The organism is Marinomonas mediterranea MMB-1, assembly GCF_000192865.1.
Classification (GTDB): domain Bacteria; phylum Pseudomonadota; class Gammaproteobacteria; order Pseudomonadales; family Marinomonadaceae; genus Marinomonas; species Marinomonas mediterranea.
Map to the genome: position 1 here is coordinate 2,675,735 of NC_015276.1, position 25,591 is coordinate 2,701,325.

Here is a 25,591-nt window from a genome sequence, read left to right on the forward strand (position 1 = left end):
TACTTCTCCGTTTACGTTCTTATTGGGTCAGAATGCTGGATCTGCATTCGAGCCGCATTGAGAGTATTTTGCATAAGACAGGCAATGGTCATTGGACCGACACCACCAGGAACAGGCGTTATGGCAGAAGCAACTTGAGAAACAGACGCAAAATCCACATCCCCAACGAGCTTTCTAGCGCCGTCGCTTTCAATGGCGTTGATACCGACATCAATCACCACTGCGCCCGGTTTCACCCAATTTTTTTCTACCAACTGAGGACGACCCACTGCCGCAATCAAAATGTCGGCTTGTCGACATAATGTTTCGATATCACGAGTGCGCGAATGCACAATAGACACCGTGCAATTTGCTTGCAGCAATAACTGAGCGAGCGGCTTACCGACAATATTAGAACGACCAATAACAACCGCGTGCTTGCCTGATAATGCTGCTTCGCCATGAAAGTGTTCTCGCAGCATGATGAGGCAACCCAAAGGAGTGCAAGGTACTAAACTGTGTTGACCTGCAACCAAACGCCCCACGTTTTGCGGATGAAAACCATCGACGTCTTTTTCAGCCGAAATCAACTCGATCACACGCGCTTCCGATAGAGGCTTAGGTAACGGCAGTTGCACTAAAATTCCGTGAACGTCAGCGTCGTTATTGAGTCGCTCAATAAGTTGCTCAAGCTCATCCTGAGTACAATTTTCAGGTAATTCGTATTTAATCGAATTCAGCCCTGCTTCTTTCGCACGTTTTATCTTGTTGCCTACGTAGACCTTACTCGCGGGGTCATCGCCCACGATCACAACCGCTAAACCAGGAATAACATGCTCAGTTTGCTTTAAGGTCGCAACTTGCTTGGCAACGTCGGCGACCAGACGGTCGGCCATCGCTTTACCGTCAATCCTGTTTTCGTGGTATCTATCACTCATACCGCTTCCTCACTCATCGCTTATGAATATCCACTGCGTTATTTGAAAACCACGGTTTTATTGCCATACATAAACACTCGATGCTCCAAGTGCATCCGCACTGCGGTTGCTAATGCAACCGTTTCAGTATCTCGACCGACCGCAACTAGACGATCCGTTGAATAGGTGTGGTCAACTGGTTGAACGGATTGCTCAATAATCGGTCCCTCGTCTAGATCAGAGGTGACGTAATGCGCCGTTGCGCCAATGAGCTTAACGCCGCGAACATGCGCCTGATGATACGGCTTCGCCCCTTTAAAACCGGGTAAGAAAGAGTGATGAATATTGATCGCTCGTCCCTGTAGCTGTTTACACAATGAATCAGACAAAATCTGCATATAACGAGCCAGTACAACAAGGTCAGTTTGTGTTTCTTCGACGACCGCCATTAATGCGGCTTCTTGTTCTGGCTTGTTGTCTTTTGTCACTGGCAAATGAATAAAACGTATCCCTTCCCGCTCAGCCATTGGGCGCAGATCTTTGTGGTTTGAAACAATCGCTGTAATGTCCATTCTCAGCTCACCCTTACGATGGCGGTAAAGCAAGTCATCGAGACAATGATCAAACTTACTGACCATCAAGAGCACTTTTACCGGCTCGCCCATATCGTAGATGTTCCAATCCATGTTGAACTTAGTGACCTGATCGTCTAACCCGGCACGAATACTGTCGATGGTGTTGTCATCCGATTCGATTTTGCATAAAGCTCTCATGAAAAAGCGCTGCGTTTCCTCATCGTCGTATTGATGCATTTCGGATATATAACAGCCATGCTCAGCCAAATACGTGGACACCGTCGCCACAATTCCACTTGTTGCATAGCATGAGGCTTTCAGCACAAACTCTTTTGGGTGAGACATGAAACACTTCTCCATTAATTCAAATATAAATTTTATCTACTTATATGAATTTAAATATCAATAAATAGCGTTTTAAATTCAGACTTAACTTCAATATATTTAATTAATTTCTATTTTGAAAACAAAATAATGATTTTTTGTTTTTTTATAGTTAGATTATACAAATGTGAAAAATAGATTCTTATACGGAGAAAAAATTGACCAATTCATCCGACAACAAGGTTCCTGATTACTATGTGCCCGCCTTAGCGAGAGGGCTTCAGATTATTGAAATGTTCGACAAAGAAAATCGAATATTGAGCACCCAAGATTTCGCTGAACATCTGGGTGTTAGTGCCTCATCAACGTATCGCATCATTCAGACACTTTTGGACATGGGCTATTTAAAGAAAGTGACCCGAAATGCTTATGAGCTTGGCCCACAAGTCGTATCACGAGGGTTCGCTTTTTTAGCGGGAAAGGATTTAGTCGACATTGCGGCACCACATCTAAACGCTTTGCGAGATAACACCTCAATCTCTTGCCATTTGGCGATTAGAGAAGGGCTCGATACCATTTATATTTATCGGGCACAGGCTGCACAGCGTTTGTCCGTCAACATGCCTGTTGGCGCTCGACTGCCCTGCCATACGAATGCAATGGGGCGATTACTGCTACAGCAGCTCAGTGAGATTGAGTTCAACGCAATGTACCAAACGCTTCAACTAGACCGCTATCCTGGGCCACACCCACAAACCTTGCCAGAACTAAAAGCATTACTGAAAAAAGAATGGGCGCAGGGGTATTCCAGTAACCGTTCGGACAATGCAACGGCGATTGCTGTTCCAGTCACCAACTACTTAGGAAAAACCATCGCTGCCATTAATATTTCAGGAGCGGATCAAGTGATGAATAATCAGGATCAATTTGAAGAAGCGAAACAGCAACTCATAGAAACAGCTCAAGCCATTTCAAAAGAAGCGCCTTAACTTAGGCGAAGATAGGCTAGAAAGTTTAATAAACCGAACTTAGAAATAACAAGATGAGAGACGAACATCCGTGTTCGAAAGAACATTATGATTTGGCAAGCTGAATAGATTTTAATGGAAAAGGGAATTTCACTGCTTTCACAAGCGCTCTTCCGATGCCATAAGCACCCGCTTTGATCCACTTAGCGAACAACAAATGCGCTTCTAACTGCGCATTAAAGAAGTCCAGCTCAATATCAGAAGCGTGAGCGTTAGATTTTGGTTTAGCAATGAAGTAATCGTTATTTAGGTTCATGTGTGGCTCCAATAAAGTTAATAGGTAATTGGAGACGATCATATCTGTGAAAAATATGTCTGCTCTCGTATTTATTAAGGCAAATGATAGAGATAGACAATCAATATAACAAACGATATAAACTTAAGTAATTGATTAGTTTTTTTCATCCTTACGATATTTTGACGGTATAAATACCGCTGACCTTCTGATTTAAAATAAAAATGCCTCAACAAATGTGAGGCATTTTTATCTAATCGTTATTGTCTTGATAGCTCTAAAATAACAAGCTCTTACCTTAACGCATTACAAACGGATTACCCATTGGTTCGCTAGAGGTACTGATCCAAGTCGTGCGGACACGAATGTAATCTTGAATGGCTTGAACCCCCGCTTCGCGTCCATATCCAGACTGATTAACACCGCCAAAAGGAGCAATCGGAGAAACAGCACGATAGGTATTGACCCAGCAAATCCCCGACTGGATCTTTTGTGACACTCTCATTGCACGCGCTAAATTTTCAGTAAAGAGACCTGACCCCAAACCGAACTTCGATGCATTCGCCAACGTAATCGCTTCTTCCTCTGAATCAAAACACACAATAGACATAACAGGGCCAAACATCTCAACCGTCAGCGTTTCAATGTCGTTATGAGGGCACTCTACGATCGTCGGCGCGAAATAATGCCCTGATCCTAACTCAGGTAAGCTTGTTCCACCAGCCAGTATGTTCGCGCCCTGCTCAATGGCTTTCGCCAAGGTTTCTTCAATAAGCCGCACTTGAGCAAGAGTACAAAGTGGCCCGATATGAGAAGACGGTTCTAATGGGTTCCCAACCACCACTTGCTCCGCTTGTTGCTTAAGCGTTTCGAGTACCTTGGTGTAAATCCCTTTTTGAATATAAACCCTTGAGCCCGCCACACAAGACTGCCCCGATGCCCCAAAATTACCCGCAATAATGCCGTTAACTGCGCTCTCTAAGTTAGCATCGTCAAACACAATAATAGGCGACTTCCCGCCAAGCTCTAACGAGGTCACTGCAAAATTGTTAGCCGTATTTCGAACTACGTGTTTTGCTGTCTCTGGCCCGCCAGTAAAAGCAAGGCGATCAATATCAGGATGAGAGGTCAACGGAATGGCACACCCTTCTGCATCGCCCGTGATAACGGAAACCACACCATCAGGAAAGCCTGCTTCGCTAATCAGTTTGGCAAACTCAAGTATCGCCGCTGGTGCTACTTCCGACGCCTTGATGATCACCGAACAGCCAGCCGCCAGTGCAGGCGCGAGCTTCGTTGCCGTTAAAAACATTTGTGCGTTCCACGGCACGACCGCAGCAACAACACCAATAGGCTCTGGCTTCGTAAAGACATGCATATCCGGTTTATCAATCGGTAATGTCTGCCCCTCAATTTTGTCCGCTAAGCCTGCGTAGTAGCGGTAATAGTTGGCGACGTATTTCGCCTGAGTCACCGTTTCAGCGGCAAGCTTACCACTGTCGGTTGTTTCGATTTCGCCTAGCGTCTTCGCATGCTCTTCAAGCAAATCAGCTAGCTTAAACATCAAGTCTGCCCGTTGCGTTTGCGTGAAGCCCCCCCATTCAGGTGCGGACAGTACACGACGTGCAGCACAAACGGCTTTATCCACGTCCTCAGATTCAGCACAAGCAAAAGTCGCCCATGGCTCACCCGTAGCCGGGTTATACGTTTCCATTACCCGATTGTTTGCCCCTTCGACCCATTGACCGTCGATCAGCAATGGATAGTGAGGTTGTTCTTGGTTAACCATATCCCTTCCTCTAGTTAAATGCCGGCATGACTTCGTCAACAAAGCGACGTAATGACGCTTCTTTTTCAGCGCGGCTCATACTCGAATCGGACCAATAGGAAAACTCGTCATAACCTAATGCTTCATAGTGCTTCAAACGTTCAATAATTTGCTCTGACGTCCCAATCATTAAGTCCTTACGAATGGCGTCCTTCTTATAGAAAGGATGATTATCTATTTCAGACTGAGACAAGGGCTCAATTAGACCGTGGCTAATTGGTCGCTCATTTTTAAACCATGCGCCAAAATAGCAGTAGAACTCATGCAATTTAGTGGCAGCTCGATCTAATTCCGCTTCGTCGTTTGCAACATAAGCATGCTGAAGAATCATAATTTTAGTACGCTGATCAAACTTTTCGCATGCTTCGTTGTACTTAGCAATTAATGTTTCCACTTCATCAAGCCCTTGCCACAATGGCGTTACTTGAACATTACAGTGGTTGCTAACGGCAAACTCATGACTGTTAATATCGCGCGCTGCGACCCAAATAGGTGGACCATTTGGTGTGAGTGGCTTAGGTGCTGATGTTGTTTTCGGAAACTTATAGTGTTTACTGTCCTGAGTATGATCACCTTCCCATAACCCTTTGATGGCAGGCACCATCTCACGTAGACATTCGCCTGCTTCCCAAGCGTCGATCCCACCTTGTACCATGCGCTCATATTCAAATGCATAAGCACCACGCGCTATACCAAGTTCCAAACGCCCTTGTGTGACAATGTCGGTCATCGCTGCTTCACCAGCAAGTTTTATCGGATTCCAATACGGTGCAACGATGGTTCCCGTACCTAGACGCACATTTTTCGTGCGGTGAGCTAAGTCGATTAAGTTCAAAAATGGGTTCGGTGCGATGGTAAAGTCCATACCATGATGCTCTCCTGTCCATATTGTACTCATTCCGCCCTCATCGGCGATTTGACATAAGGAGATAAACTCCTCGTATAGATCTTGCTGACGTTGCTGCTCATCAACACGCTCCATATGAGCAAAAAGGGAAAACTTCATCGCACCTCTCCTTCTTTTTCATTACCTATATACAATCGAAATACGCCGTTCTGTTTCTCTTCTACGTAGCGAGACACCATAGATTCGATGTCAGAGGAGGCAAAATCAGCGCCAGTTAACTTGTCAAAATGAATAAATTCAAAATCTTCTAATTCGCATTGCGAGCTTGCTTCAGCGCGATAATACGCACTGAAATAACCGGAGTTATTCTTTTCATACACTGAAAAAACTTGTCCAACTTGAGCATGGATACCTAGCTCACTGAAATAGTCTTTTAATGAGGATTGAGATGAACGACCAAATGACATCAGAGTCTCAGGCAATCGATAGCCGTCCGCCGTCTTTTGAAGCAATAGCGCGTCATTGTGCTCGATCAAACTGCCGACTTGAGCGATCGCTGCGCCCGTCACGTCTTCCGCTTTATGCTCTCTACTTAGGCTAAAATACCCACCTTTTGCATACCCTAACCCCAGCTTTTCAGACGTTGAAAACGCGTCCACTTTACCGATCAAAAGCAAATGATCACCCGCTGGTACCTTTTGATAAGATGAGCAGGAAAAGTGCGTTACGGCGCCATCGATCAGAGGCGTACCAAATTCGTCTTCATGCCAAGGCACCTCAGCAAAACGGTCGCCTTTCGATCCGGCGAATATATTCGAGGCATCTTGCTGATCTTCTGACAAAATGCTCACCGCAAAATGGTCACATGATTCAAACACATCGTAGCTGGATAACTTAGTCGCCGGACACACAAGCAACAAAGGCGGGTCCATTGAAACAGAAGTAAAAGAGTTAGCAGTAAATCCGACTTTTTCCCCGCTTTTACTGACCGCTGTGACGATGGTCACTCCTGTCATAAACGAGCCAAAAGCATTACGTAGTTCGCGTACATCAAAATCACTCATAAAAACCTCCTATGCTGGGCTAAAACAGCGCTTAGAGAATTCAATCAATAATGGATTTATTTCACCGGGATGCGTCATCGGGGCCATGTGTTTTGCTTGTTCAACAATATGAAGCTGGCCATGCGGGCAACGCTGTGCCATCGCTTCGGACATCAATGGCGACGAGTTTGGATCACCTTCACCGGTTACAAACAAAGCAGGCATATTCATGGCCGCTAAATCCTTATCGTCCGGTCCATCATTCATGCAGAACACTTCGTATGCTTGCTGATAACCCTCAACAGACACTTGGGTTAACCATTCTGTGCACAGCCTTGCATGATCGACATCGCGCCCAATCAAAGGGAAATCAAACCAACGCTTAACGGGTGCGGTGACATCAGGGTCGACACTGCCTTCCTTGATGCTTTTCACTCGATCTATCACGGCGCGCTTTGCGGAATCGGAGCGTCGATAAACAGAATTGAGTGCGATCACGCCACGGCACCTTTTGGGAAAACGAAAGCCATAATTCAGTGCAATCATCGATCCCATTGAATGACCAGCAATCACAACAGGCTGATCAATTATCTCGTCAATCCAAGCGGCAATTTCATCGGTGTACCCGTCAATATCAGTGCAACCTGGCATCAAAGCACTGCTTCCGTGACCCGGCATATCCACCGCATATACGGTAAAGTGAGCAGACAACGCCTCCATTTGCTCAAGCCACGCTTCAAGCCGGAGACCCACACCATGAATTAAAACCAAAGGCTGACCTTGCCCCATTACGACATATGCCAACCCGTTAGCGGATTTAAACCGCTGCGGGGTTTTCAATGTCATGCCCTAACTCCTTTAACTCTTGATAACGATCACCGATTCTATGGTGAGGACGACCGCCAGAAGCACCACCAAGTACAACCACAATCTCGTCAGCACAAGGGGCGTCGTTTATATTGAATTGAAGCGTTAAATAGTGAGAACGACGGCCGCCGTCGTTTTTGTCCATCATCGGAATGGAGATCGGTGCGTTAGCTGGCCCACGAGTATTGGTAAATGAAAGGAACGATTTCGCTTGAACAGCTTCACGATAATGATTTCCAAAATGAAGGGTATGAATCAAGGCAGACGCATGCTCAACCTCACCATCTAAACCAACCACCGCCGCTTTACCAAAAGCTTCGATGTTTTCAGCACCGCCCGCCAGTTCCGAGATTTTAGCGGTCAGCAACTCACCGAGTTGAGGGCCATACTCTCTGACGATGGGGCGCAGATCCTCGACGTATTTGCCTGCCCATGGATTTTTGACCACGGCAGCAACAGCAAACATACGCAAGGGTGTCTCAGCGGCTTTATAACCTTCGATCAAGGTTTCTTCTTCAAAGCGAACAATCTTACGGATCTCTAAACTCATATTGGCTTCCTAACGATTTCTATATTTATGTATCAACTTTATTCATGTCGGTAGCAGCGAGTTGACTCTCTTCTCTCTGTCTTCCTTTTCGCTCTTTATAGGGAAATAGAAGAGCGCCTTAGATATAAAAGCGATGACAAAACAAACACAATGTAATATGGTATACCATAATATAGAAACATAAACACACAATCTTACATAGTGCAAACATTAATGTGTTAAAATTACTGAAACTTTGATCCAAATAGTGGAAGGACATAACGAATGTTAAAGGTTGAACGACCAAAAACACTCAAAGAAAGCGCACTAGAATCGCTTCGTGATGCAATTACCAACAATGTTTTAACACCCGGCACTCGACTCGTTGAACGCACCCTATGCGAAACAATGGGGGTCAGTCGAACCGTTGTAAGAGAATGTATTAGGCATTTGGAAAGTGAACGACTCGTTGTCGGCATCCCAAATTCCGGCTTCGTTGTCGCCTCACTAAGCGATGAGGAAGTAAAAGAAATATATGAAATTCGAACGCTATTAGAATGTTCCGCTGTTGCGGCCTGTTGTGAGAAAGCAAACAGCGACGTCGTTCAAACCTTGTACACGTTACAACACCAAATTGCAGATGCACTCGAAAAAGACGACATCAAAACAGGTCTAAGTGTGACCACTGAATTCTATGAATTAATCTTCAAAACTGCAGATCGCCATGTGTCTTGGGATCTCGTTGATCAACTTAATTCGCGGATTTCACGACTTCGAGGGTTAACATTGCGAACCTCTGGCAGAAAGAAAGTCGGTCCGAAAGATTTGTACGACATAGTCAAAGCAATCGAAGAAAAGAACGCCAATAAAGCAAAAGAAATATGCGCCCGCCACCTGAAAGAAGCCTACGAAGTCGCGACACTTCTATTTCAAAGTCAACTTCAAGATCAGGCGGGCTAACAGTTCATCCAAACTTTACAATCATTGAGGTTAAAAATGAATAAAGAGCTGTTTGATTTAGGCTTCGAAAAACGTAAAGCAACGCTTGGTGCTGAGTACGTAGAAGCCAACCTTGCAAAGGCTGATGGGTTTAATCGCCCTTTTCAGGAAGCCATGACTGAATGGTGCTGGGGGTTCGGTTGGGGGGACGATGCCATCGATGCAAAAACTCGTTCACTCATGAACCTCACTATGATCGCAGCGCTAGGCAAAATGGAAGAATGGGAGCTGCACCTCTCCGGCGCGATTAATAACGGTGTCTCTTTAGAAGAAATTCGCGCGGCTATTCACGCCATCGCAATCTATTGTGGTGTCCCTCAAGGTGTGGAGTGTTTTCGTTTAGCACGCCCAATCCTCGTCGAAAAAGGTCTACTGTAATACACCGCTAGGAGGCACAATATGAAAGGTTATTGGGTTGCGTTCGTGGATGTCCACGATAAAGATCAGTATCAAAACTACCTCGACCTAGCGCCAGAAGCGTTAAAAAAATACGGCGCGACGATGCTGTCTCGTGGTGAGGAAGTGACAACGATCGAGGGCTTTTCTAAAGCACCCGATCGTGCTGTGGTATTCGAATTCGAATCTTATGAAAAGGCGTTAGCCTGCTATCGATCTCCAGAATATCAACACGCGAGACAACAGCGAGAAGGCTGCTCATTTGCCCACATATTGATTATGAAGGGACTCAATTAAAGACCCAAAGGGCGTGGGCTAAGCTTTCTTTAATTCTTTGTTAACTTTCTTGCCAATGTGCTCAATATTGGACAGCGGCATTTGTCTCCAGACACTTGCCTCGAATAAAGAAAAGTTATCCACACGCTGAAGCCAGTGGACTTGTTCGTACCTTCCCTAGTGATCTTGCGTTGCCTCCCCTTTCCAGTGCGTTGCCCTTCGCTTTCATCTTATCTATTCTTTTACCGCGATCATTAAAGGCATTCGTACAAAAACACTCATTCAAAACACTTACCCAAAAACATATATCCCAAAAACAATGACGAAAAGCGTCTAGGTCTTCGTTTTCAAACCCTCTCTTTTTGAGAGCGTCTGTAAATGCGCTTTTTGTAGAGCCTCTTCTGCAAGAAAAAACGTCACGTATTGGGCCTTAGCTGCGCGCTACGATTCTTCTTATACGGCAATTTTTTTCACAGATAAAGAAAATTTGGAATCTGAAAAAAATGGCTAACAATGCTTGCATAATAAATGGTATACCATATTATGGAACTCTAAAGGTTATTTTTTGCGCAACGTAAAACACTAATAATCTCGCAAGAAATGCGTCAAAGCCTTTGCATCAATTGTTTCAAATCAAAAACCTTAAAACATAAAAGGAACAGAACATGATGATGAATAAAGTAAGAGAAGCAATCATTGCAGCGGCATGCAGCTTCGGTATTGCTCAGGGTTATGCAGCAGAATCAGTCAACTTCGTCAGCTGGGGTGGCTCAACTCAAGATGCGCAAAAAGAAGCTTGGGCAACGCCATTTACCGGACAAACAGGTATCAAGGTCATTCAAGACGGTCCTACCGACTACGGAAAGCTCAAAGCAATGGTCGAAAGCGGCAACGTTCAATGGGATCTGGTAGATGTAGAAGTCGACTTTGCTTACCGCGCCGCTAAAGAAGGCTTACTTGAGCCTTTGGATTTCTCTGTTATCGACAAAACCAACATTGACCCTCGCTTTGTATCCGATTACGGCATTGGCTCTTTCTACTTTTCATTCGTCTTAGCGTACAACATGGGCAAACTTTCTGGTCAACCTGCAAACTGGTCAGCGCTGTTTGATACCGAGACTTTCCCAGGTAAACGCGCTCTCTATAAGTGGCCCAGTCCAGGTGTAATTGAATTAGCCTTGCTTGCTGATGGTGTCGCGGAATCAGATCTTTACCCACTTGATTTAGATCGTGCTTTTAAGAAGTTAGACACCATCAAGAAAGACATCATCTGGTGGGGCGGCGGCGCACAGTCTCAGCAGTTACTTGCTTCTGGTGAAGTGTCTATGGGCCAATTCTGGAACGGTCGTATTTTCGCCCTTCAAGAAGATGGCGTGCCAGTCGGCGTGAGCTGGAAACAGAACCTTGTTATGTCCGATTTCCTTGTTATCCCTAAAGGCGCGAAAAACAAAGACGCGGCGATGAAGTTCCTAGCGTACTCCACCAGCGCTCAAGGCCAAGCAGACTTCGCCGAGCTAACCGCATTCTCTCCGATCAACTCAGAAAGTAGCGCATTGATTAGCGACGATCTAATGGCCTTCATGCCAACTACGTATTCCGACGATCAAGTCTCTTTGGATTACAAATACTGGGCAGAGCATGGCCCTGACATAGCGAAAAAATGGAACGAGTGGATCCTCAAGTAACACGACAGTAGAAAAATACGCTGTCCAATACATAACGTGAAGCAAGCATAAAGGAGGAGACCCTCCTCCTTTACTCCATTTTGAAATTTAAATAAGAACGTTTTGAAATAAGTATGCAAAAGCAGGCTCATTCCATAACGTGCTATTTATGCTATAAGGTGCGGTAAACATGTTTATGACTTTTTCGAGAGAGAAATGGCGAGAGGGGGGACTTTTACTCCCAATTCTATTGTTTCTTTGCATTTTCTTTCTCATCCCTTTGGCAGGCTTATTACTTAGAAGCCTGACCGAACCCACATTCGGTATGCAAAACTTTGAGCAGCTGTTAGCCACATCAACGTATGTTCAAGTACTGTCTAATACCTTTCTTGTGGCGGCTTTAGTCACTGTTATTTCTCTTGTATTAGGCTTTCCTCTGGCTTGGTGTATTACGCTCGCACCTAGAGGCTGGGGTAGATGGCTTCTGAGCATAATTTTGCTGTCTATGTGGACTAGCCTATTAGCTCGAACATATTCATGGCTCGTCTTACTGCAAACTTCCGGCGTCATCAATAAAGTACTGATGTCCATTGGCCTTATTGATCAGCCTATTACGATGGTTCACAACTTAACTGGGGTCATTATCGGCATGAGCTACATTATGATTCCCTTTGTCGTACTGCCACTCCAAGCCTGTATGGCAGCGATAGACCCAATGGTATTACAAGCCGCCTCCATTTGCGGAGCACCTGCGCGCACAGTGTTTTTTAGAGTGTTCTTACCATTGTGTAAGCCGGGGTTATTTTCGGGGGCACTGATGGTCTTTGTCATGTCTCTGGGTTACTACGTGACACCCGCCCTCCTCGGAGGCGTTCAAAACATGATGCTACCCGAATTCATCGTGCAGCAAATACAGACCTTCCTAAACTGGGGTCTGGCAAGCGCGTCTGCAGCGCTGCTGATTATCTTAACGATCGTGATGTTTTACTTTTATCTAAAAGTACAAACAGACTCGCCTGTTTCAACCAATACAGGAGCTTAATGATGTTACTTTCACAAGGCTCAATGGGCTGGAAATTAAAATCATCACTCTATGTGATCACAGGCGCAATCGCGGCCTTTCTGGCTCTGCCCATCTTTTTTATTGTCGCGCTATCCTTTGGTTCATCCAGATGGCTGGTGTTCCCACCACCTGCGTGGACACTAAAATGGTATGAAAAATTCTTTGAGAACCCTCAATGGATGGAATCGGCTATGACCAGTCTCAAAGTCGCGTTGCTGACCTCCATCATTGCCACACTCATCGCCATGCCAGCCTCATTCGCGTTAGTCAGAGGAAAATTTAAAGGAAGAGATTACTTATACAGTTTATTCACGCTGCCGATGATCGTGCCTGTCGTGATCATTGCTGTTGCAGTCTATGGTGTGTTTCTAAATCTCGGCCTAACTGGCACTCTGTTTGCATTTGTGGTCAGCCATGTCATTGTCGCATTACCTTTTGCGGTTATCTCGATTATTAACTCGCTAAGACTGTTCGATAAGTCAATTGAAGACGCTGCCGTCATATGTGGGGCCAGTCGACTCCAAGCCATCATTAAAGTGACCTTCCCTGTCATCAAACCGGGGATTTTTGCGGGTGCATTGTTTGCCTTTCTAGTCTCTTGGGACGAAGTCGTGATCAGTGTCATGATGGCCAGTCCTGAACTGCAAACCCTGCCAGTTAAGATGTGGTCAACATTAAGGCAAGACCTTACTCCTGTTATTGCCGTCGCGTCGACGCTTCTTATTTTACTTTCTTTATTCATCATGACAGCCGCTAGTATTGCCCGTCGTTACAGCAATCGCTAAGCACCTTAAGGAGAATCACTATGAGTTTACAGTCTCAAAATACGACATCCACACATTCCCCTTTGGTATGCCTTCAGGCGTTAAACAAAGAATACGGCAACTTCACCGCCGTTGATCACATCAACCTTAATATCCGCAAAGGCGAGTTCTTAACCTTTTTGGGGTCAAGTGGCTCTGGAAAGAGCACCACGCTTTCTATGATCGCCGGCTTTGAAACCCCCACATCTGGCGAGATTCTATTGAACGATCAATCGCTCGTTAATACACCGTCACACAAACGTGGAATTGGTATGGTGTTTCAGCATTACTCCCTGTTCCCGCATATGAGTGTTCGAGACAATATCGGATTTCCGCTGGATATTCGTAAATTACCAAAAGAAGAGCGCAATAAAAAAGTCGATGACATTCTCAAGCTTGTGCAATTAGAAAGCTTCGCTGATCGTCGCCCTTCCATGTTGTCAGGCGGACAAAAACAACGCGTTGCGATTGCGCGCGCGCTGGTTTACGAGCCTGATATTCTACTAATGGACGAACCGCTTGGTGCACTGGATAAAAAACTGCGTGAAGACCTTCAGGACGAGTTGCGACTGTTACACAAGCGATTGGGCATCACCATCATCTACGTGACGCACGACCAAGACGAAGCGATGCGCTTATCAGAACGAATCGCCATCTTTAAAGAAGGTCAGATCGTCGGCTTAGGAACAGGTAAAGACTTATATCGCGAACCACCCAATGCGTTTGTTGCCTCTTTTTTAGGCAGTTCAAACTTCCTAAAAGTAAAGGTGTCTGGCCCTAATTCTGCCGTCATAAACAATCAGGTAATTTCTCTAAACGCGAATCATGATGTACCCTACAACCAACAAGCACTGCTTATGATTCGCCCTGAAAACATTCGAATTGTCGACGAGCAGCAAGCCAAACTCAGCCCTGTTCAAAGCGACGAAAATGAGATCATAGGAACAGTAAACGAATCAGTATTCTTAGGGGAGAGCCTAACCTGTAGTGTCACCACAGGCGACGGCACAGTGGTAATGAGCAAAACGATCGCTACCGATCTACCGGAGATTCAGCCCGACTCAAAGGTTTTCATTCGGTGGAAGGTTCAGCACAGCTCGATTTACTCAAAATGGGAACGCAGCGATATAGAAAAAGACGCAAAATAAGTCATAACGTCGTAAACCTTAACGCTGTAAGCAAAAGACGTCGCACTCTATACAACAAGGCTCTTCACTCAAAGGGTCTTGCAGCATAGAGTGTGATATCACGCCAACGCATTCTGCTTTCTAAATCGACGCACTTTGGTACGTATATTTTTCATCGGCGAAGACGTGTTGAATTGAATCATACGACCGAGTGTGTAGTTCTCATACCAGTCATCACCGTATAGTTCGTCATCGCTTAGACGCGATATGATTGCCAGTATCGTCGAGATCACCTCTTCAAACTCTTCCAATAAATCGTTGTATTTCCAGTTTTTATACTCGATGTGGAAATGCTGCGCAAGCAACCCAAGTTGATTCCATTTAAAGCCCGTTTCAGGGAAGTCTATTGCTTGATTGTCGTTATAGTGATCACACCATTTTACAACCAACTTCCCCCAACCAATAAGATAAGCAAGTGTATCGCACACACTAATAGAGGTGCCTTTGATGTTTCCCTCGACACCCAAATCTCGGCTTAAAGAAATGGGAATGTCCCGATAGTCTTTCATTAACTTCATAAACATATCTTGGATCGCCGACTCAAGTTCCTTTTTTGAAGCGGGTATGCTGCTCATTGTATTCATCCTTAAAAACAGATTAGCTCATTACGAAAGGGTGCATATACTTTACTGATTAACAATAAAATAGCCAGTAGGTTCGCGTCGATAACAGTATAGACAAAAAAAACCACGCGATTAAGCGTGGCTAAAATTGGGCAAACCTATAGAGGTTTACGTTGGATGGAGAATCCGAATTTAAAACTGCTGCCCCGGAACCCAGCTGGTGCCCGCGAGGGGAACGCGAGCCATAGCGGCAGATTCAACCGTTAGGGCAACAAGGTCTTCTGGTTCCAAATTACGAAGATCGTTTTTACCGCACGCTCGTGCCAATGTTTGCGCTTCAAGTGTTAATACTCGAAGGTAATTCGCTAAACGACGTCCCGCATCGACAGGGTCTAATCGTTTCATTAGCTCAGGGTCTTGAGTCGAAATGCCCGCAGGGTCTTTACCCTCTTGGTAATCGTCATAGTAGCCCGCTGCCGAACCAATTTTCTTAAATTCATCGTCCCATTTAGGATCATTACAACCCAGAGCGACCAAAGCTGCTGTACCAATGGCGACAGCATCTGCGCCCAATGCCATACATTTAGCGACATCGGCACCATTTCGAATGCCACCCGATACAATAAGCTGCACTTTACGGTGCATGCCCATTTCCTGTAACGCTTGTACGGCTTGTGGAATAGCAGCCAATGTTGGGATACCGACGTGCTCAATAAACACATCTTGCGTTGCCGCGGTGCCACCTTGCATCCCGTCAACCACGATGACGTCTGCACCGGCTTTTACCGCCAGCTTAACGTCATAGTATGTGCGCGTCGCACCCACTTTGATGTAGATTGGCACTTGCCAATCGGTAATTTCTCTAAGCTCTAAAATCTTAATTGCCAAGTCATCCGGCCCTGTCCAATCTGGGTGGCGACAAGCAGAACGCTGATCAATACCTTTTGGCAGGTTGCGCATTTTCGCGACACGGTCCGTAATTTTCTGCCCGAGTAGCATGCCGCCGCCGCCCGGTTTAGCGCCCTGACCCAATACCACTTCTATCGCATCCGCTTTACGAAGATCATCAGGGTTCATGCCGTAACGTGAAGGCAAATATTGATAGACCAATTTTTTCGATTGCCCACGTTCTTCTGGCGTCATTCCGCCGTCTCCAGTGGTCGTTGATGTACCAGCTATCGACGCGCCGCGACCCAACGCCTCCTTCGCATTCGCAGACAAAGCACCGAAGCTCATACCCGCAATAGTGACAGGAATATCCAGCTCAATCGGCTTTTTAGCAAAACGTGTTCCCAGCGTGACCGAGGTGTTACATGTCTCGCGGTACCCTTCTAACGGATAACGGGACATACTCGCTCCCAAGAACAGAAGATCATCAAAATGGGGCAATTTTCGCTTTGCGCCAAAACCTCGAATATCATAGATGCCCGTCTCTGCAGCACGGCGAATCTCTGCCATTGTAGAGCGGTCAAAAGTCGCGGACTCACGTAAACTAGGATTGTGTGTATCGTTACTCATAATCAAAATCTCTTTCAACAAATTAGTAGGCAGATGCGTTATCAACTTTAAAGGTATACAACTCTCGTGCAGAGCCATATCGCTTAAAGCTGGCAGGATCTTCATCCACGCCGGCCTTTTCTAAAAGCGCTGCGAGTTCAGTAAGGTGTTCGTCGCGCATTTCCTTCTCGATGCAATCGGCACCAAGGGATTTCACTTCCCCTTTAATGTAGATGTGCACTTCATAGAGAGAATCTCCTAGCGCATCACCTGCATCACCGCACACAACCAAACTACCTGATTGACCCATAAAGCAGCTCATATGACCAACGCTGCCTTTTACGACAATATCAATCCCTTTCATCGAAATGCCGCAGCGTGCGCCCGCATTGCCTTCAATCACTAACAGCCCACCGTGCGCCGTTGCGCCAGCCGCTTGCGATGCATCGCCTTTTACGCGTACTACGCCAGACATCATATTTTCAGCAACGCCTTGGCCAACATTGCCATGCACTGTGATATTGGCTGTCTTGTTCATCCCCGCACAGAAATAACCCGCATGCCCATGTATGTCGACGTTCAGCGCTTCATCTAAGCCAACCGCTAAATTGTGTGATCCCTTAGGGTTCGTTACGGTCCAATCAGCCTGACTCACGTTGCCTTTTTGCGCATGTAATGCATGATTCAGTTCTGTCACCGTATTGTTCGTTAAATCAAACGTATTCATTGTTTTCTCCAAATTCCTCTGTAACCAAGTCGCTTTTGCTCAATAACGTTTAGTGACGTTCCCAAATGTAAAAGGTGGCCGGTTCTGGCTCCCACACTTTTGCATTTTCGATTCCAGGAAGCGACGCAAGCGCTTGGTATTCTGATGCCATCGCGACATAGTCATCGGTCTCAGCAAGTACCGCGGGTTTGCAGGCAATCGGATCACGCATTACTGCAAAGCCATTTTTTGTACCTATAGTGAAGGTGAAAAAGCCATCTAAGTCGTTAAGGGCACTTTCTAATGCTTCTTTTAAGGAGTCCCCTTCGTTCAAACGCCATGTTAAGTAGCCAGCTGCCACTTCTGAGTCGTTTTCCGTCTCGAACGTAATACCCTCGCGTTTTAGGTTTTCACGTAGACGGTTATGATTTGACAGTGAGCCGTTATGCACGAGACATAAATCCGATCCCGTCGAAAATGGATGACTGCCTTCCATCGTGACAGCAGACTCTGTTGCCATTCGCGTATGCCCAATGATGTGCGACCCTTCCATGCCGCTTAGGCTGAATTTTGACGAAATATTTTCAGGTAAACCCACTTCTTTTAGGATCTCGATTGAAGCGCCTGCACTTAAAATCAGAACCTCACTATAATGTGCACTCAACCACTCTCGCACGGCCGCTTCGTCGGCTTTAACCTTTAGTACTGCCACATTCGCATTACTCATCCAATCTGCTTCGCATTGCAATGCTGTCGCTATTTGATCGGTTAACGTAGACCAATCGAAACCTTCTTCATGATGTCGTAGTGTTAGCTTCAACCACCCTTCTTGGACTTCATCACCATAAATAGCGAAGCCAGCACTGTCGGGGCCGCGATCGGTCATTGAGATCAGCATGGGTTCAAACAGTTCACCCAGCTTGTTTTCTAGTGCGTCGTTTTTTAAATAAAGGCCGACAATTCCACACATAATTAAACCTCTAAAATTTACGTATTCAGTTATTTGATATCGTTAGAAAAATTCTGCGTAACGAGCCGTTTCCCAGTCAGATACATGACGTGAGTACTCATTCCATTCTTGACGCTTAACCTTGATAAACTCAGACACAATTTCCTCACCCATGTGTTCGATGAAGATTGAATCTTCTTCCAATGCGTCAAGCGCTTCGTTTAGATTCTGAGGAAGAATGTCGATGCTCTTCGCTACGATCTCCTCTAAAGACAAGGCATAAAGGTTGATGTTGGTCGGATCACCTGGCTCCAACTGTCGCTCAATACCATCCATGCCTGCCGCAATTAATGCCGCGTGTACAAGATATGGGTTACAACCAGAATCAGGCAGACGGAATTCAAGACGCCCATAGGGAACACGCACTAACGCAGAGCGGTTGTTGTCGCCGTAACATATATACGCAGGCGCCCAAGTAGCACCTGAATCGTTTCCTCCGACAACCAATCGCTTATAGGAGTTAACCGTTGGCGCTGCAAACGCACAAATCGCCTTAGCGTGCGCCAAAATGCCTGCTGTAAAGTGGTACGCCATTTTTGACAATCCCATACCGTGGGCATCTGAATCGTCAGAGAATAAGTTTTTGCCAGATTCATCCGTAATAGAAAGATGGAAATGCATGCCATTTCCTGTTTTGTCCGCCGCAGGTTTAGGCATAAAGGAGCAGATCATGTCCATATCATTAGCGATTTCACCCGCAGCCATACGAACAAAAGTAAAACGATCCGCAGATTCCAGCGCATCGCCATAGGTGTAGTTAATTTCGAACTGACCGTTCGCATCTTCGTGGTCAATTTGATAGACATCAAAGTCGACGGCTTGAAGGGACTCAACCAAGCGCTCTAAGAACTCGCGAGATCGAGATAAGCCTTTATAGTCATAACAAGGTTTCGCCAAATTGTCCGTATCATCAACCGGCAACAAAGCACCGTTTTCACCTCGCTTAAACAGGTAGAACTCTGGCTCTAACCCTGTCATGAGTGACCAGCCTTTTTCTGATAAACGAGACAGCTGGTTCTTCAAAACAACACGTGAACAATATGGGTGAGGTTCATTGTTCACATAGCCATCACATGCAATGCGCGCATAACCCGGCTGCCAAGGCACAATACTCAATGTAGAAAGGTCACCGCGCGCCATAAAATCAGGACCGTGTGGCTCCAAACCTAAGCCATTGGTAGCAAAACCAGCAAAACCCGCGCCCGCCTCAACAACATCAAAGATTTTGGTTGCAGGTACAGATTTTGTTTTAGCAACACCATGAATATCAACAAACTGAGCTAGAACATACTTGACCTTATTTTCTTCGATAAAGCTTTTAACGGTATCTGGTTGCATCACGATTCTCCTGATATGTATGACGTTATGAATATTGTTTTATTCAAACCTACTATAAAATTTAAATTCCTAACAGGAATATTTATTTATTATTAGGAAAGCAAAAAATCTGCCAAATTTTTACTTATAGTAATTTTTTATTCCCAATGGTGTAAGAATCTGATTTTTATGCTGTAATTTCTAAATTACTCAAATACTGATCGTTGCGACGTATTAAAAAGCGCGTCAATACGCTCTAAAAGGCTCAAAACATGGACAAAAATGCACCGTCTCGTCATGCGCGCGCACTGAATGAGGGCGAAATAAGTGAAAAAAGAACAAGTTCTCCTAAATTGAAACTTGAAAGTTACATTGCACTACAGGTAAAGAAGCGAAGAATGTCGCTTGACCTTAAAATCGCCGATGTCGCTAAAATCGCTCATTTAAGCCAAGGGATGGTGAGTAAAATTGAAAATGCGCAAGTCTCCACGAGTTTAGATACCTTGAATCGACTTTGCGACGCGATCGGCCTGTCTATCTCTCAATTGTTCGCAGACTATGATCGTCCAGAAGGCGGCGCTCAACTGACGAAAGCAGGTCAAGGAATGGAAGTTGTCCGTAGAGGAACGGAGAAAGGCCACACCTATCAGCTACTCAGCTATAATCGTGGTGAAAAACAGGTCTACGAACCCTTTTTGATTGCGATGGACGATGCAAGCGAAGTGTTTCCGACCTTCTCTCACCCCGGGCACGAATTTATCCATTTATTAGAAGGTCGTTTGCAATACCGTCACGGTAATCACCTTTACGAAATGTCTCCTGGCGACTCACTGTCCTTTAACTCGGATATCCCTCACGGCCCAGAAGTATTAGAAGAGGTTCCCATAAAATTGCTGTCTGTCATTATTCATGACTCTGGCGATAAATAGCCGCAACTCATAACTCATACTCTTGCATGCATCATGAAATGGCTGGATACAGACTCACTAGAAACGAATAGACTAGAAACGAAAGGACTAGAAACGAAACGCCTAGAGACAAAATAACCGAAACGGAATAATATTTCGTCCCTAGTCAAAATTCGCCATTTTCTTGATGTTCCCTCTACTCTGCCGACATCATCCGCCGCCCTTCCCACGCTACTATTTTGAATAATTTTTCACTCATGTAGCAGGCTACCTTCTATGCAAGACGATCTAATCGAATTAGACAAACGATACTATATTCACCCTGTCATAAATTACCATGCTCACGAAAAACGAGGCGCAACCATTATTAAATCAGGAGACGGCGCTTACCTGACTGACATAGAGGGAAATACATTATTAGATGCGTTTTCTGGCTTGTGGTGTGTCAACACAGGCTACGGCCATGAAAGTATTGTCGAAGCGGCACAAGAACAAATGCGAACACTGCCCTACGCAACAGGTTACTTTCACTTTGCATCCGAACCAGCGATCAAACTGGCTGCTAAGTTAGTTGAAATCACACCAAGCTCTCTACAGCACGTATTCTTTAGCATGGGCGGATCAGATGCCGTAGACTCAGCGATTCGATTTATTGTTCACTATTTTAATTCTCTCGGAAAGCCGACTAAAAAGCAGTTTATCAGCATCGAACGAGGTTACCACGGTTCTTCGTCACAGGGCGCTGGTCTTACCGCACTGCCTGTTTTCCATAACAACTTTGATTTACCCCTTCCAAACCAGCATAAGATAGCTTGCCCTTATTCTTACCGCTTAGCACATGGCGATGACGCAGATGCCGTTATCACAGAATCTGTTGCGGCTTTAAAGAGTAAAGTCGACGAAATTGGTGTCGACAACGTTGCTGCTTTTTTCTGTGAACCCATTATTGGCTCAGGCGGCGTTATCGTCCCACCAAAGGGTTGGTTAAAAGCGATGCAAGAATGCTGTAATGAGCTGGGTATTTTGTTTGTTGTCGACGAAGTTATTACTGGTTTTGGTCGAACAGGCACCATGTTCGCAAGTGAAGCGGAAGACGTTCAGCCAGACTTAATGACGGTGGCAAAAGGCCTCACCGCTGGCTACGCGCCAATGGGCGCAGTGATGATGAGCGATCACGTCTATCAAACGATTGCTGGTAGCGAGTCAAATAGCGCTCCCGTTGGACACGGCTTTACGTATTCCGCTCATCCAGTCAGCGCGGCGATTGCCCTTGAGGTGATTCGTTTGTATGAGGAAGGCGGACTTCTTGAAAACGCTCAAAAAGTAGCGCCTTTCTTTGAGCAAGGTTTGCAAGCTCTGTTAGATCATCCTCTGGTAGGCGATGCTCGTAGCCGTGGTCTTCTAGGTGCACTAGAACTGGTGTGCGATAAACAAACCAAAGCTCAATTTGACCCAAGCCTTAAGTTACCGGAGAAAATCTCCGATGCAGCCTACAAAAACAGAGTCATTTTTAGAAGTTTCGCAGACGGGATCCTTGGTTTTGCGCCCGCACTTTGTTATCGAGAAGAAGATTTTGCGATACTTTTTGAGCGAGTGAAAAAAACGTTGGATGAGGTATTAGCAGATCCAGACGTACAAGCGGCTATCAGTTAACACATTCATCTTAAAGGCTTTTTTGCGTTGGTGCGTACGGCCCTCTGAAAAGAGCAAACGCTGCACGTATTCAACGCTCGAATACCAAAAAAGATTGAAGAGCGACGGATGACGATCATGCAACTTCCTGCTACTATCGAAGCGTCAATAGGTATTAGAAAAAGTCCGCATCTCTCTTGGGAAGCTGCGGACAAATCCACAGATGACAAAGCGTGGATAACACTGAAGCTCAAGAGATTTATTCGCAGCTTCCCTTAGTAGAAAGGAGTTTTTTATGGTCGGTTCACCAAAACTAGATCGTATTGATGTACGTATCCTAAGCCACTTACAAAAAAATGGTCGGATCTCAAATGTTAATCTAGCCGATGTGGTAGGCCTTTCTCCTAGCCCTTGTTTAACTCGAGTTAAACGCCTCGAAAAAGCAGGCTATATTTCAAATTATGGTGCTCATATTGAACTTGAAAAGCTGGGCACCGTTCAGCGTGTATTTACTCAAATTACCTTAACAGACCATCGTCCAGATCATTTTGCGCAGTTCGAAGCCTGTATAAGAAAGATTGATGAGGTTCAAGAATGTCACTTGGTGAGCGGTGGGTTTGATTATCAACTGGTTTTTCTAACAAGGAATGTCGTTCACTACCAAACCATTATGGAAGAGCTTCTAGATCAGAACACCTTCATTGATAAGTACTTTAGTTACATCGTGATTAAGTCTCCTGTTGTTAAGCAATACTACCCAATCGAAAACCTATTCGAGCCAAATGAATGACCCGTTCTATAGAGACGGACAGCCCAAAACGTAAACATACATCGACAACGGCATAAGCTGCTGGTTTATCGATTAAAAACGCCTGTTTACGTTGTCTTCCTTGCGAAAAACACACCATCTAACCGCACCTTATTCTTAGAATAGTGATTAAAACAACACACTTTCTGTCCTGTTTTTTTGAGATTCACTTCACAAGATCTGTAGACACGTACCATTGGAGACGAACACTATCATGACCACCGCACGACAATTTCCGAGCTATCCGATTGAGGTCGAATTTCCAGATATTTCTCAATTTGCACAAGGGAACATCGGCATTCCCTATTTATATCATTTTGATAGCAAAGAGCCCGGCCAACATGTCATGATCAACGCGATCACTCATGGTAACGAAGTATGTGGTGCGATTGCGGTCAAAGAGCTACTTGAACTCAACGTACGACCACGTAAAGGAAAACTCACACTCGCATTTGCAAACGTCGACGCGTATTTAAAATTTGATCCTAGTAACCCAGACTCATCACGCTACGTCGATCAAGATTTAAATAGAGTATGGACACAAGAAATATTAGATAACGAGGCGCTCGATTCATCCGAACTGCGTCGTGCTCGCGAGCTTCGCCCCGTCATTGATGATGTCGACTATCTATTAGACATACATTCTATGCACGAACGCTGTGCACCACTTGGTGTATGTGGCCCCACTCAAAAAGGGCTCGAGTTTGCGATATCACAACAAGTGCCGGAATGGGTTATTCAAGATGAAGGTCATCCAGAAGGCTGCCGCTTGCGCGATTATGCCGATTTTGGCCGTTCGGACAGTCCCAAAAATGCACTGCTTGTTGAATGCGGTCAACACTGGGAAGCCGTTTCCGTTGATGTCGCACGGGATTCCTCCGCTCGTTTCTTAATGTCTTTCAATATCATAGAGCAATCAGATCTTCCTGAACACTGGGTCAAGCCGTTAGAGGCGTCCCATCAAAAAGTGGTTGAAGTGACAGAGCCTGTTGTCGCAACCAGTATGAACTTCGAATTTAAAAATGACTATTTCGGTTTAGAAACCTTTGCAGAAAAAGGCATCATCATCGCAGAACAAGATGGTTTCCCTATCTCGACTCCTTATTCTAACTGCGTGCTTGTGATGCCGTCATTACGTCAACTAAAACCTGGTGTCACAGTGGTACGGTTAGGCAAACTTCAGGAAACAATTGAAAGAGGAGAACATTAATGCCAGCACCGTTACTCAGCATTGCTTCCTCAGAAGAATGGACAGAACAAGCAGATGCCGTTGTCATTGGCGGCGGTATTATTGGTGTCTGCACCGCTTATTTTCTTGCAAGAGAAGGTATGAAAGTCGCGTTGCTTGAAAAAGGTCGAATTGGTGCAGAACAATCAAGTCGAAATTGGGGATGGTGTCGCCAACAGAATCGCGACGCACGAGAGCTCCCGCTTGCGACAAAGAGTTTGGATCTTTGGGAAGAAATCGCCAAAGACATTGATCAGGATTTAGGCTTCCGTCGTTGTGGGCTATTGTATTTATCAGACAATGAAGCCGAACTCGACAGCTGGAGTCGCTGGCGGGACTTCGCTAAAGGCGAAGGCGTCATTACCCATATGCTCACCTCACAAGAAGCCAATTCACGCGGAAAAGCAACCAACAAACCTTGGCAAGGTGGCGTATTTTCGCCATCAGATGGCATCGCTGACCCAGCCAAGGCGGCACCGTTAATTGCACAAGGTGCCAGTGAAAAATACAACTGTCATATACATCAGTTCTGCGCTGCACGAGGCGTCGAAACAGAAGCCGGTAAAGTAACAGGCGTGATTACCGAAAAAGGCGTCATAAAGACAAATCAGGTCATTATGGCGGGCGGCGCATGGGCGTCTTCTTTCTGTAAACAACTGGGAATTCGCTTCCCACAATCGGCTGTCCGCTCCTCGATTCTATCTGTTATGCCAGGCGCAATGAGCATTCCAGATGCGATGCATACGTCCCAAATATCTGTGACTAAGCGCGGCGATGGCGGCTACACTCTGGCCATTTCAGGCACGGCAAATGTGGATGTCACACCGCAGCAAATGCGGTTTGCAACTCACTTTTTGCCCATGTTTGCTAAGCGGTGGAAAGTACTTTCACCTGGTGATTTACAAGGATGGCTGTCTGGACACGAGACAAGATCCTCATGGTCAATGGACCAACCGACACCCATGGAAAAAAATCGCATCCTAGACCCTAGACCATCTAAAAAGTTAATCCACGAAACGTTAAGACGTGCTCGTCAAATGCTCCCAGAACTGGGCTCTATTCCTATGCAAGCATCATGGGCTGGGTACATAGACAGCACTCCGGATGGTGTGCCTGTTATTGATCAATCAAGCAACATTCAGGGCTTCACCCTAGCGGCTGGTTTTTCAGGGCATGGCTTTGGCATAGGACCAGGAGTTGGGCGCTTAATTAGTGAGTTAATTGTCGGCAAAGAGACGTTTGTCAACCACCAGCAATATCAGCTAAACAGATTGAACAAAAGCGCATGGGGGAAAGTGTCCGAGTTTTAATCTTGCCAATTTGTTTTTGCGCACAAAAAAAGCTCAGGGAGTAAACCTCTCCT

The 25,591-nt window shown here is 45.5% G+C and carries 27 protein-coding genes; 14 read left to right on the top strand and 13 right to left on the bottom strand.

Annotated features, from left to right (window positions below; genetic code table 11):
- Positions 1-11: 11 nt before the first annotated feature.
- Positions 12-917, bottom strand: a complete 906-nt coding sequence (gene folD, locus MARME_RS12200) for a bifunctional methylenetetrahydrofolate dehydrogenase/methenyltetrahydrofolate cyclohydrolase FolD (RefSeq protein ID WP_013661565.1) — start codon at positions 915-917, stop codon at positions 12-14.
- A 38-nt stretch (positions 918-955) separates the two neighbouring features.
- Positions 956-1,816, bottom strand: coding sequence for a formyltetrahydrofolate deformylase (gene purU / locus MARME_RS12205; protein WP_013661566.1), 861 nt, complete (start codon positions 1,814-1,816; stop codon positions 956-958).
- A gap of 197 nt (positions 1,817-2,013) precedes the next feature.
- Here purU and MARME_RS12210 point away from each other — a divergent pair, with 197 nt between their 5' ends.
- Positions 2,014-2,784, top strand: a complete 771-nt coding sequence (locus MARME_RS12210) for an IclR family transcriptional regulator (RefSeq protein ID WP_013661567.1) — start codon at positions 2,014-2,016, stop codon at positions 2,782-2,784.
- 85 nt (positions 2,785-2,869) lie between these two features.
- On the opposite strand, the gene MARME_RS12215 is transcribed toward MARME_RS12210, so the two are convergent.
- The 6 genes from MARME_RS12215 to MARME_RS12240 all read right to left on the bottom strand — a co-directional run bounded on the left by MARME_RS12215 (position 2,870) and on the right by MARME_RS12240 (position 8,193).
- Positions 2,870-3,079: a hypothetical protein gene (locus MARME_RS12215; RefSeq protein WP_013661568.1), complete on the bottom strand. Its 210-nt coding sequence runs from the start codon at positions 3,077-3,079 to the stop codon at positions 2,870-2,872.
- Positions 3,080-3,356: 277 nt separating this feature from the next.
- Positions 3,357-4,847, bottom strand: coding sequence for an aldehyde dehydrogenase (locus MARME_RS12220; protein ID WP_013661569.1), 1,491 nt, complete (start codon positions 4,845-4,847; stop codon positions 3,357-3,359).
- A 10-nt stretch (positions 4,848-4,857) separates the two neighbouring features.
- Complete coding sequence (locus MARME_RS12225; RefSeq protein WP_013661570.1) at positions 4,858-5,892, bottom strand: LLM class flavin-dependent oxidoreductase; 1,035 nt, start codon at positions 5,890-5,892, stop codon at positions 4,858-4,860.
- Entirely contained in the window at positions 5,889-6,797 is a 909-nt protein-coding gene (locus MARME_RS12230) for a flavin reductase family protein (protein ID WP_013661571.1), read from the bottom strand. The genes MARME_RS12225 and MARME_RS12230 overlap by 4 nt, the downstream gene beginning before the upstream one ends.
- Before the next feature lie 9 nt (positions 6,798-6,806).
- A complete protein-coding gene (locus tag MARME_RS12235; protein WP_013661572.1) occupies positions 6,807-7,622 on the bottom strand; it encodes an alpha/beta fold hydrolase in 816 nt (271 codons plus the stop codon).
- Positions 7,594-8,193: an amino acid synthesis family protein gene (locus MARME_RS12240; protein WP_013661573.1), complete on the bottom strand. Its 600-nt coding sequence runs from the start codon at positions 8,191-8,193 to the stop codon at positions 7,594-7,596. Before MARME_RS12240 ends, MARME_RS12235 begins: the two co-directional genes overlap by 29 nt.
- A gap of 264 nt (positions 8,194-8,457) precedes the next feature.
- Between MARME_RS12240 and MARME_RS12245 the strand changes: the two genes are divergently transcribed.
- From MARME_RS12245 to MARME_RS12275, 7 genes are all read left to right on the top strand, one after another.
- Positions 8,458-9,132, top strand: a complete 675-nt coding sequence (locus MARME_RS12245; protein WP_013661574.1) for a GntR family transcriptional regulator — start codon at positions 8,458-8,460, stop codon at positions 9,130-9,132.
- 36 nt (positions 9,133-9,168) lie between these two features.
- A complete protein-coding gene (locus MARME_RS12250; protein ID WP_013661575.1) occupies positions 9,169-9,549 on the top strand; it encodes a carboxymuconolactone decarboxylase family protein in 381 nt (126 codons plus the stop codon).
- 21 nt (positions 9,550-9,570) lie between these two features.
- A complete protein-coding gene (locus tag MARME_RS12255) occupies positions 9,571-9,864 on the top strand; it encodes a DUF1330 domain-containing protein (RefSeq protein ID WP_013661576.1) in 294 nt (97 codons plus the stop codon).
- A 644-nt stretch (positions 9,865-10,508) separates the two neighbouring features.
- On the top strand, positions 10,509-11,528 hold the full coding sequence (locus MARME_RS12260; protein ID WP_013661577.1) for an ABC transporter substrate-binding protein: 1,020 nt from the start codon (positions 10,509-10,511) through the stop codon (positions 11,526-11,528).
- 169 nt (positions 11,529-11,697) lie between these two features.
- The gene (locus tag MARME_RS12265; RefSeq protein ID WP_013661578.1) at positions 11,698-12,549 is read left to right on the top strand and encodes an ABC transporter permease; all 852 of its coding nucleotides are present in this window, start codon (positions 11,698-11,700) and stop codon (positions 12,547-12,549) included.
- The gene (locus MARME_RS12270) at positions 12,549-13,355 is read left to right on the top strand and encodes an ABC transporter permease (protein WP_223294976.1); all 807 of its coding nucleotides are present in this window, start codon (positions 12,549-12,551) and stop codon (positions 13,353-13,355) included. Before MARME_RS12265 ends, MARME_RS12270 begins: the two co-directional genes overlap by 1 nt.
- Positions 13,356-13,375: 20 nt before the next feature.
- Positions 13,376-14,521: an ABC transporter ATP-binding protein gene (locus tag MARME_RS12275; protein WP_013661580.1), complete on the top strand. Its 1,146-nt coding sequence runs from the start codon at positions 13,376-13,378 to the stop codon at positions 14,519-14,521.
- A gap of 98 nt (positions 14,522-14,619) precedes the next feature.
- Here MARME_RS12275 and MARME_RS12280 read toward each other — a convergent pair whose 3' ends face one another.
- The 5 genes from MARME_RS12280 to glnT form a co-directional block, all read right to left on the bottom strand.
- A complete protein-coding gene (locus MARME_RS12280) occupies positions 14,620-15,135 on the bottom strand; it encodes a ClbS/DfsB family four-helix bundle protein (protein WP_013661581.1) in 516 nt (171 codons plus the stop codon).
- Positions 15,136-15,315: 180 nt separating this feature from the next.
- On the bottom strand, positions 15,316-16,641 hold the full coding sequence (locus tag MARME_RS12285) for an FMN-binding glutamate synthase family protein (protein ID WP_013661582.1): 1,326 nt from the start codon (positions 16,639-16,641) through the stop codon (positions 15,316-15,318).
- 22 nt (positions 16,642-16,663) lie between these two features.
- The gene (locus tag MARME_RS12290) at positions 16,664-17,347 is read right to left on the bottom strand and encodes a GltB/FmdC/FwdC-like GXGXG domain-containing protein (RefSeq protein WP_013661583.1); all 684 of its coding nucleotides are present in this window, start codon (positions 17,345-17,347) and stop codon (positions 16,664-16,666) included.
- Positions 17,348-17,396: 49 nt separating this feature from the next.
- Positions 17,397-18,296, bottom strand: a complete 900-nt coding sequence (locus tag MARME_RS12295; protein ID WP_013661584.1) for a class II glutamine amidotransferase — start codon at positions 18,294-18,296, stop codon at positions 17,397-17,399.
- Positions 18,297-18,338: 42 nt separating this feature from the next.
- Positions 18,339-19,673: a type III glutamate--ammonia ligase gene (gene glnT, locus MARME_RS12300; RefSeq protein ID WP_013661585.1), complete on the bottom strand. Its 1,335-nt coding sequence runs from the start codon at positions 19,671-19,673 to the stop codon at positions 18,339-18,341.
- 251 nt (positions 19,674-19,924) lie between these two features.
- On the opposite strand from glnT, the gene MARME_RS12305 reads away from it, so the two are divergent.
- From MARME_RS12305 to MARME_RS12325, 6 genes are all read left to right on the top strand, one after another.
- Positions 19,925-20,581 carry a helix-turn-helix domain-containing protein gene (locus MARME_RS12305; RefSeq protein ID WP_013661586.1) on the top strand — a complete coding sequence of 219 codons (657 nt, stop codon included), beginning with the start codon at positions 19,925-19,927 and terminating at the stop codon, positions 20,579-20,581.
- 255 nt (positions 20,582-20,836) lie between these two features.
- A complete protein-coding gene (locus tag MARME_RS12310) occupies positions 20,837-22,213 on the top strand; it encodes an aspartate aminotransferase family protein (RefSeq protein WP_013661587.1) in 1,377 nt (458 codons plus the stop codon).
- 108 nt (positions 22,214-22,321) lie between these two features.
- Positions 22,322-22,471 carry a hypothetical protein gene (locus MARME_RS22300; protein ID WP_013661588.1) on the top strand — a complete coding sequence of 50 codons (150 nt, stop codon included), beginning with the start codon at positions 22,322-22,324 and terminating at the stop codon, positions 22,469-22,471.
- Positions 22,472-22,487: 16 nt separating this feature from the next.
- Positions 22,488-22,982 (top strand): Lrp/AsnC family transcriptional regulator, encoded by a 495-nt coding sequence (locus tag MARME_RS12315; protein ID WP_013661589.1) that lies wholly within the window; start codon positions 22,488-22,490, stop codon positions 22,980-22,982.
- A gap of 232 nt (positions 22,983-23,214) precedes the next feature.
- A complete protein-coding gene (locus tag MARME_RS12320) occupies positions 23,215-24,210 on the top strand; it encodes a M14 family metallopeptidase (protein ID WP_013661591.1) in 996 nt (331 codons plus the stop codon).
- Positions 24,210-25,538, top strand: coding sequence for an NAD(P)/FAD-dependent oxidoreductase (locus MARME_RS12325; RefSeq protein WP_013661592.1), 1,329 nt, complete (start codon positions 24,210-24,212; stop codon positions 25,536-25,538). The genes MARME_RS12320 and MARME_RS12325 overlap by 1 nt, the downstream gene beginning before the upstream one ends.
- Positions 25,539-25,591 lie beyond the last annotated feature (53 nt).

Coding starts and splice junctions, on each gene's coding strand:
- MARME_RS12215 (WP_013661568.1), bottom strand. CDS start 3,079: ATGAACCTAAATAACGATTACTTCATTGCTAAACCAAAATCTAACGCT.
- MARME_RS12320 (WP_013661591.1), top strand. CDS start 23,215: ATGACCACCGCACGACAATTTCCGAGCTATCCGATTGAGGTCGAATTT.
- MARME_RS12290 (WP_013661583.1), bottom strand. CDS start 17,347: ATGAATACGTTTGATTTAACGAACAATACGGTGACAGAACTGAATCAT.
- MARME_RS12225 (WP_013661570.1), bottom strand. CDS start 5,892: ATGAAGTTTTCCCTTTTTGCTCATATGGAGCGTGTTGATGAGCAGCAA.
- purU (WP_013661566.1), bottom strand. CDS start 1,816: ATGTCTCACCCAAAAGAGTTTGTGCTGAAAGCCTCATGCTATGCAACA.
- MARME_RS22300 (WP_013661588.1), top strand. CDS start 22,322: ATGACGATCATGCAACTTCCTGCTACTATCGAAGCGTCAATAGGTATT.
- MARME_RS12270 (WP_223294976.1), top strand. CDS start 12,549: ATGATGTTACTTTCACAAGGCTCAATGGGCTGGAAATTAAAATCATCA.
- MARME_RS12235 (WP_013661572.1), bottom strand. CDS start 7,622: ATGACATTGAAAACCCCGCAGCGGTTTAAATCCGCTAACGGGTTGGCA.
- MARME_RS12245 (WP_013661574.1), top strand. CDS start 8,458: ATGTTAAAGGTTGAACGACCAAAAACACTCAAAGAAAGCGCACTAGAA.
- MARME_RS12325 (WP_013661592.1), top strand. CDS start 24,210: ATGCCAGCACCGTTACTCAGCATTGCTTCCTCAGAAGAATGGACAGAA.
- MARME_RS12230 (WP_013661571.1), bottom strand. CDS start 6,797: ATGAGTGATTTTGATGTACGCGAACTACGTAATGCTTTTGGCTCGTTT.
- MARME_RS12305 (WP_013661586.1), top strand. CDS start 19,925: ATGGACAAAAATGCACCGTCTCGTCATGCGCGCGCACTGAATGAGGGC.
- MARME_RS12295 (WP_013661584.1), bottom strand. CDS start 18,296: ATGTGTGGAATTGTCGGCCTTTATTTAAAAAACGACGCACTAGAAAAC.
- glnT (WP_013661585.1), bottom strand. CDS start 19,673: ATGCAACCAGATACCGTTAAAAGCTTTATCGAAGAAAATAAGGTCAAG.
- MARME_RS12250 (WP_013661575.1), top strand. CDS start 9,169: ATGAATAAAGAGCTGTTTGATTTAGGCTTCGAAAAACGTAAAGCAACG.
- MARME_RS12275 (WP_013661580.1), top strand. CDS start 13,376: ATGAGTTTACAGTCTCAAAATACGACATCCACACATTCCCCTTTGGTA.
- MARME_RS12315 (WP_013661589.1), top strand. CDS start 22,488: ATGGTCGGTTCACCAAAACTAGATCGTATTGATGTACGTATCCTAAGC.
- folD (WP_013661565.1), bottom strand. CDS start 917: ATGAGTGATAGATACCACGAAAACAGGATTGACGGTAAAGCGATGGCC.
- MARME_RS12255 (WP_013661576.1), top strand. CDS start 9,571: ATGAAAGGTTATTGGGTTGCGTTCGTGGATGTCCACGATAAAGATCAG.
- MARME_RS12260 (WP_013661577.1), top strand. CDS start 10,509: ATGATGATGAATAAAGTAAGAGAAGCAATCATTGCAGCGGCATGCAGC.
- MARME_RS12240 (WP_013661573.1), bottom strand. CDS start 8,193: ATGAGTTTAGAGATCCGTAAGATTGTTCGCTTTGAAGAAGAAACCTTG.
- MARME_RS12265 (WP_013661578.1), top strand. CDS start 11,698: ATGTTTATGACTTTTTCGAGAGAGAAATGGCGAGAGGGGGGACTTTTA.
- MARME_RS12280 (WP_013661581.1), bottom strand. CDS start 15,135: ATGAGCAGCATACCCGCTTCAAAAAAGGAACTTGAGTCGGCGATCCAA.
- MARME_RS12310 (WP_013661587.1), top strand. CDS start 20,837: ATGCAAGACGATCTAATCGAATTAGACAAACGATACTATATTCACCCT.
- MARME_RS12285 (WP_013661582.1), bottom strand. CDS start 16,641: ATGAGTAACGATACACACAATCCTAGTTTACGTGAGTCCGCGACTTTT.
- MARME_RS12220 (WP_013661569.1), bottom strand. CDS start 4,847: ATGGTTAACCAAGAACAACCTCACTATCCATTGCTGATCGACGGTCAA.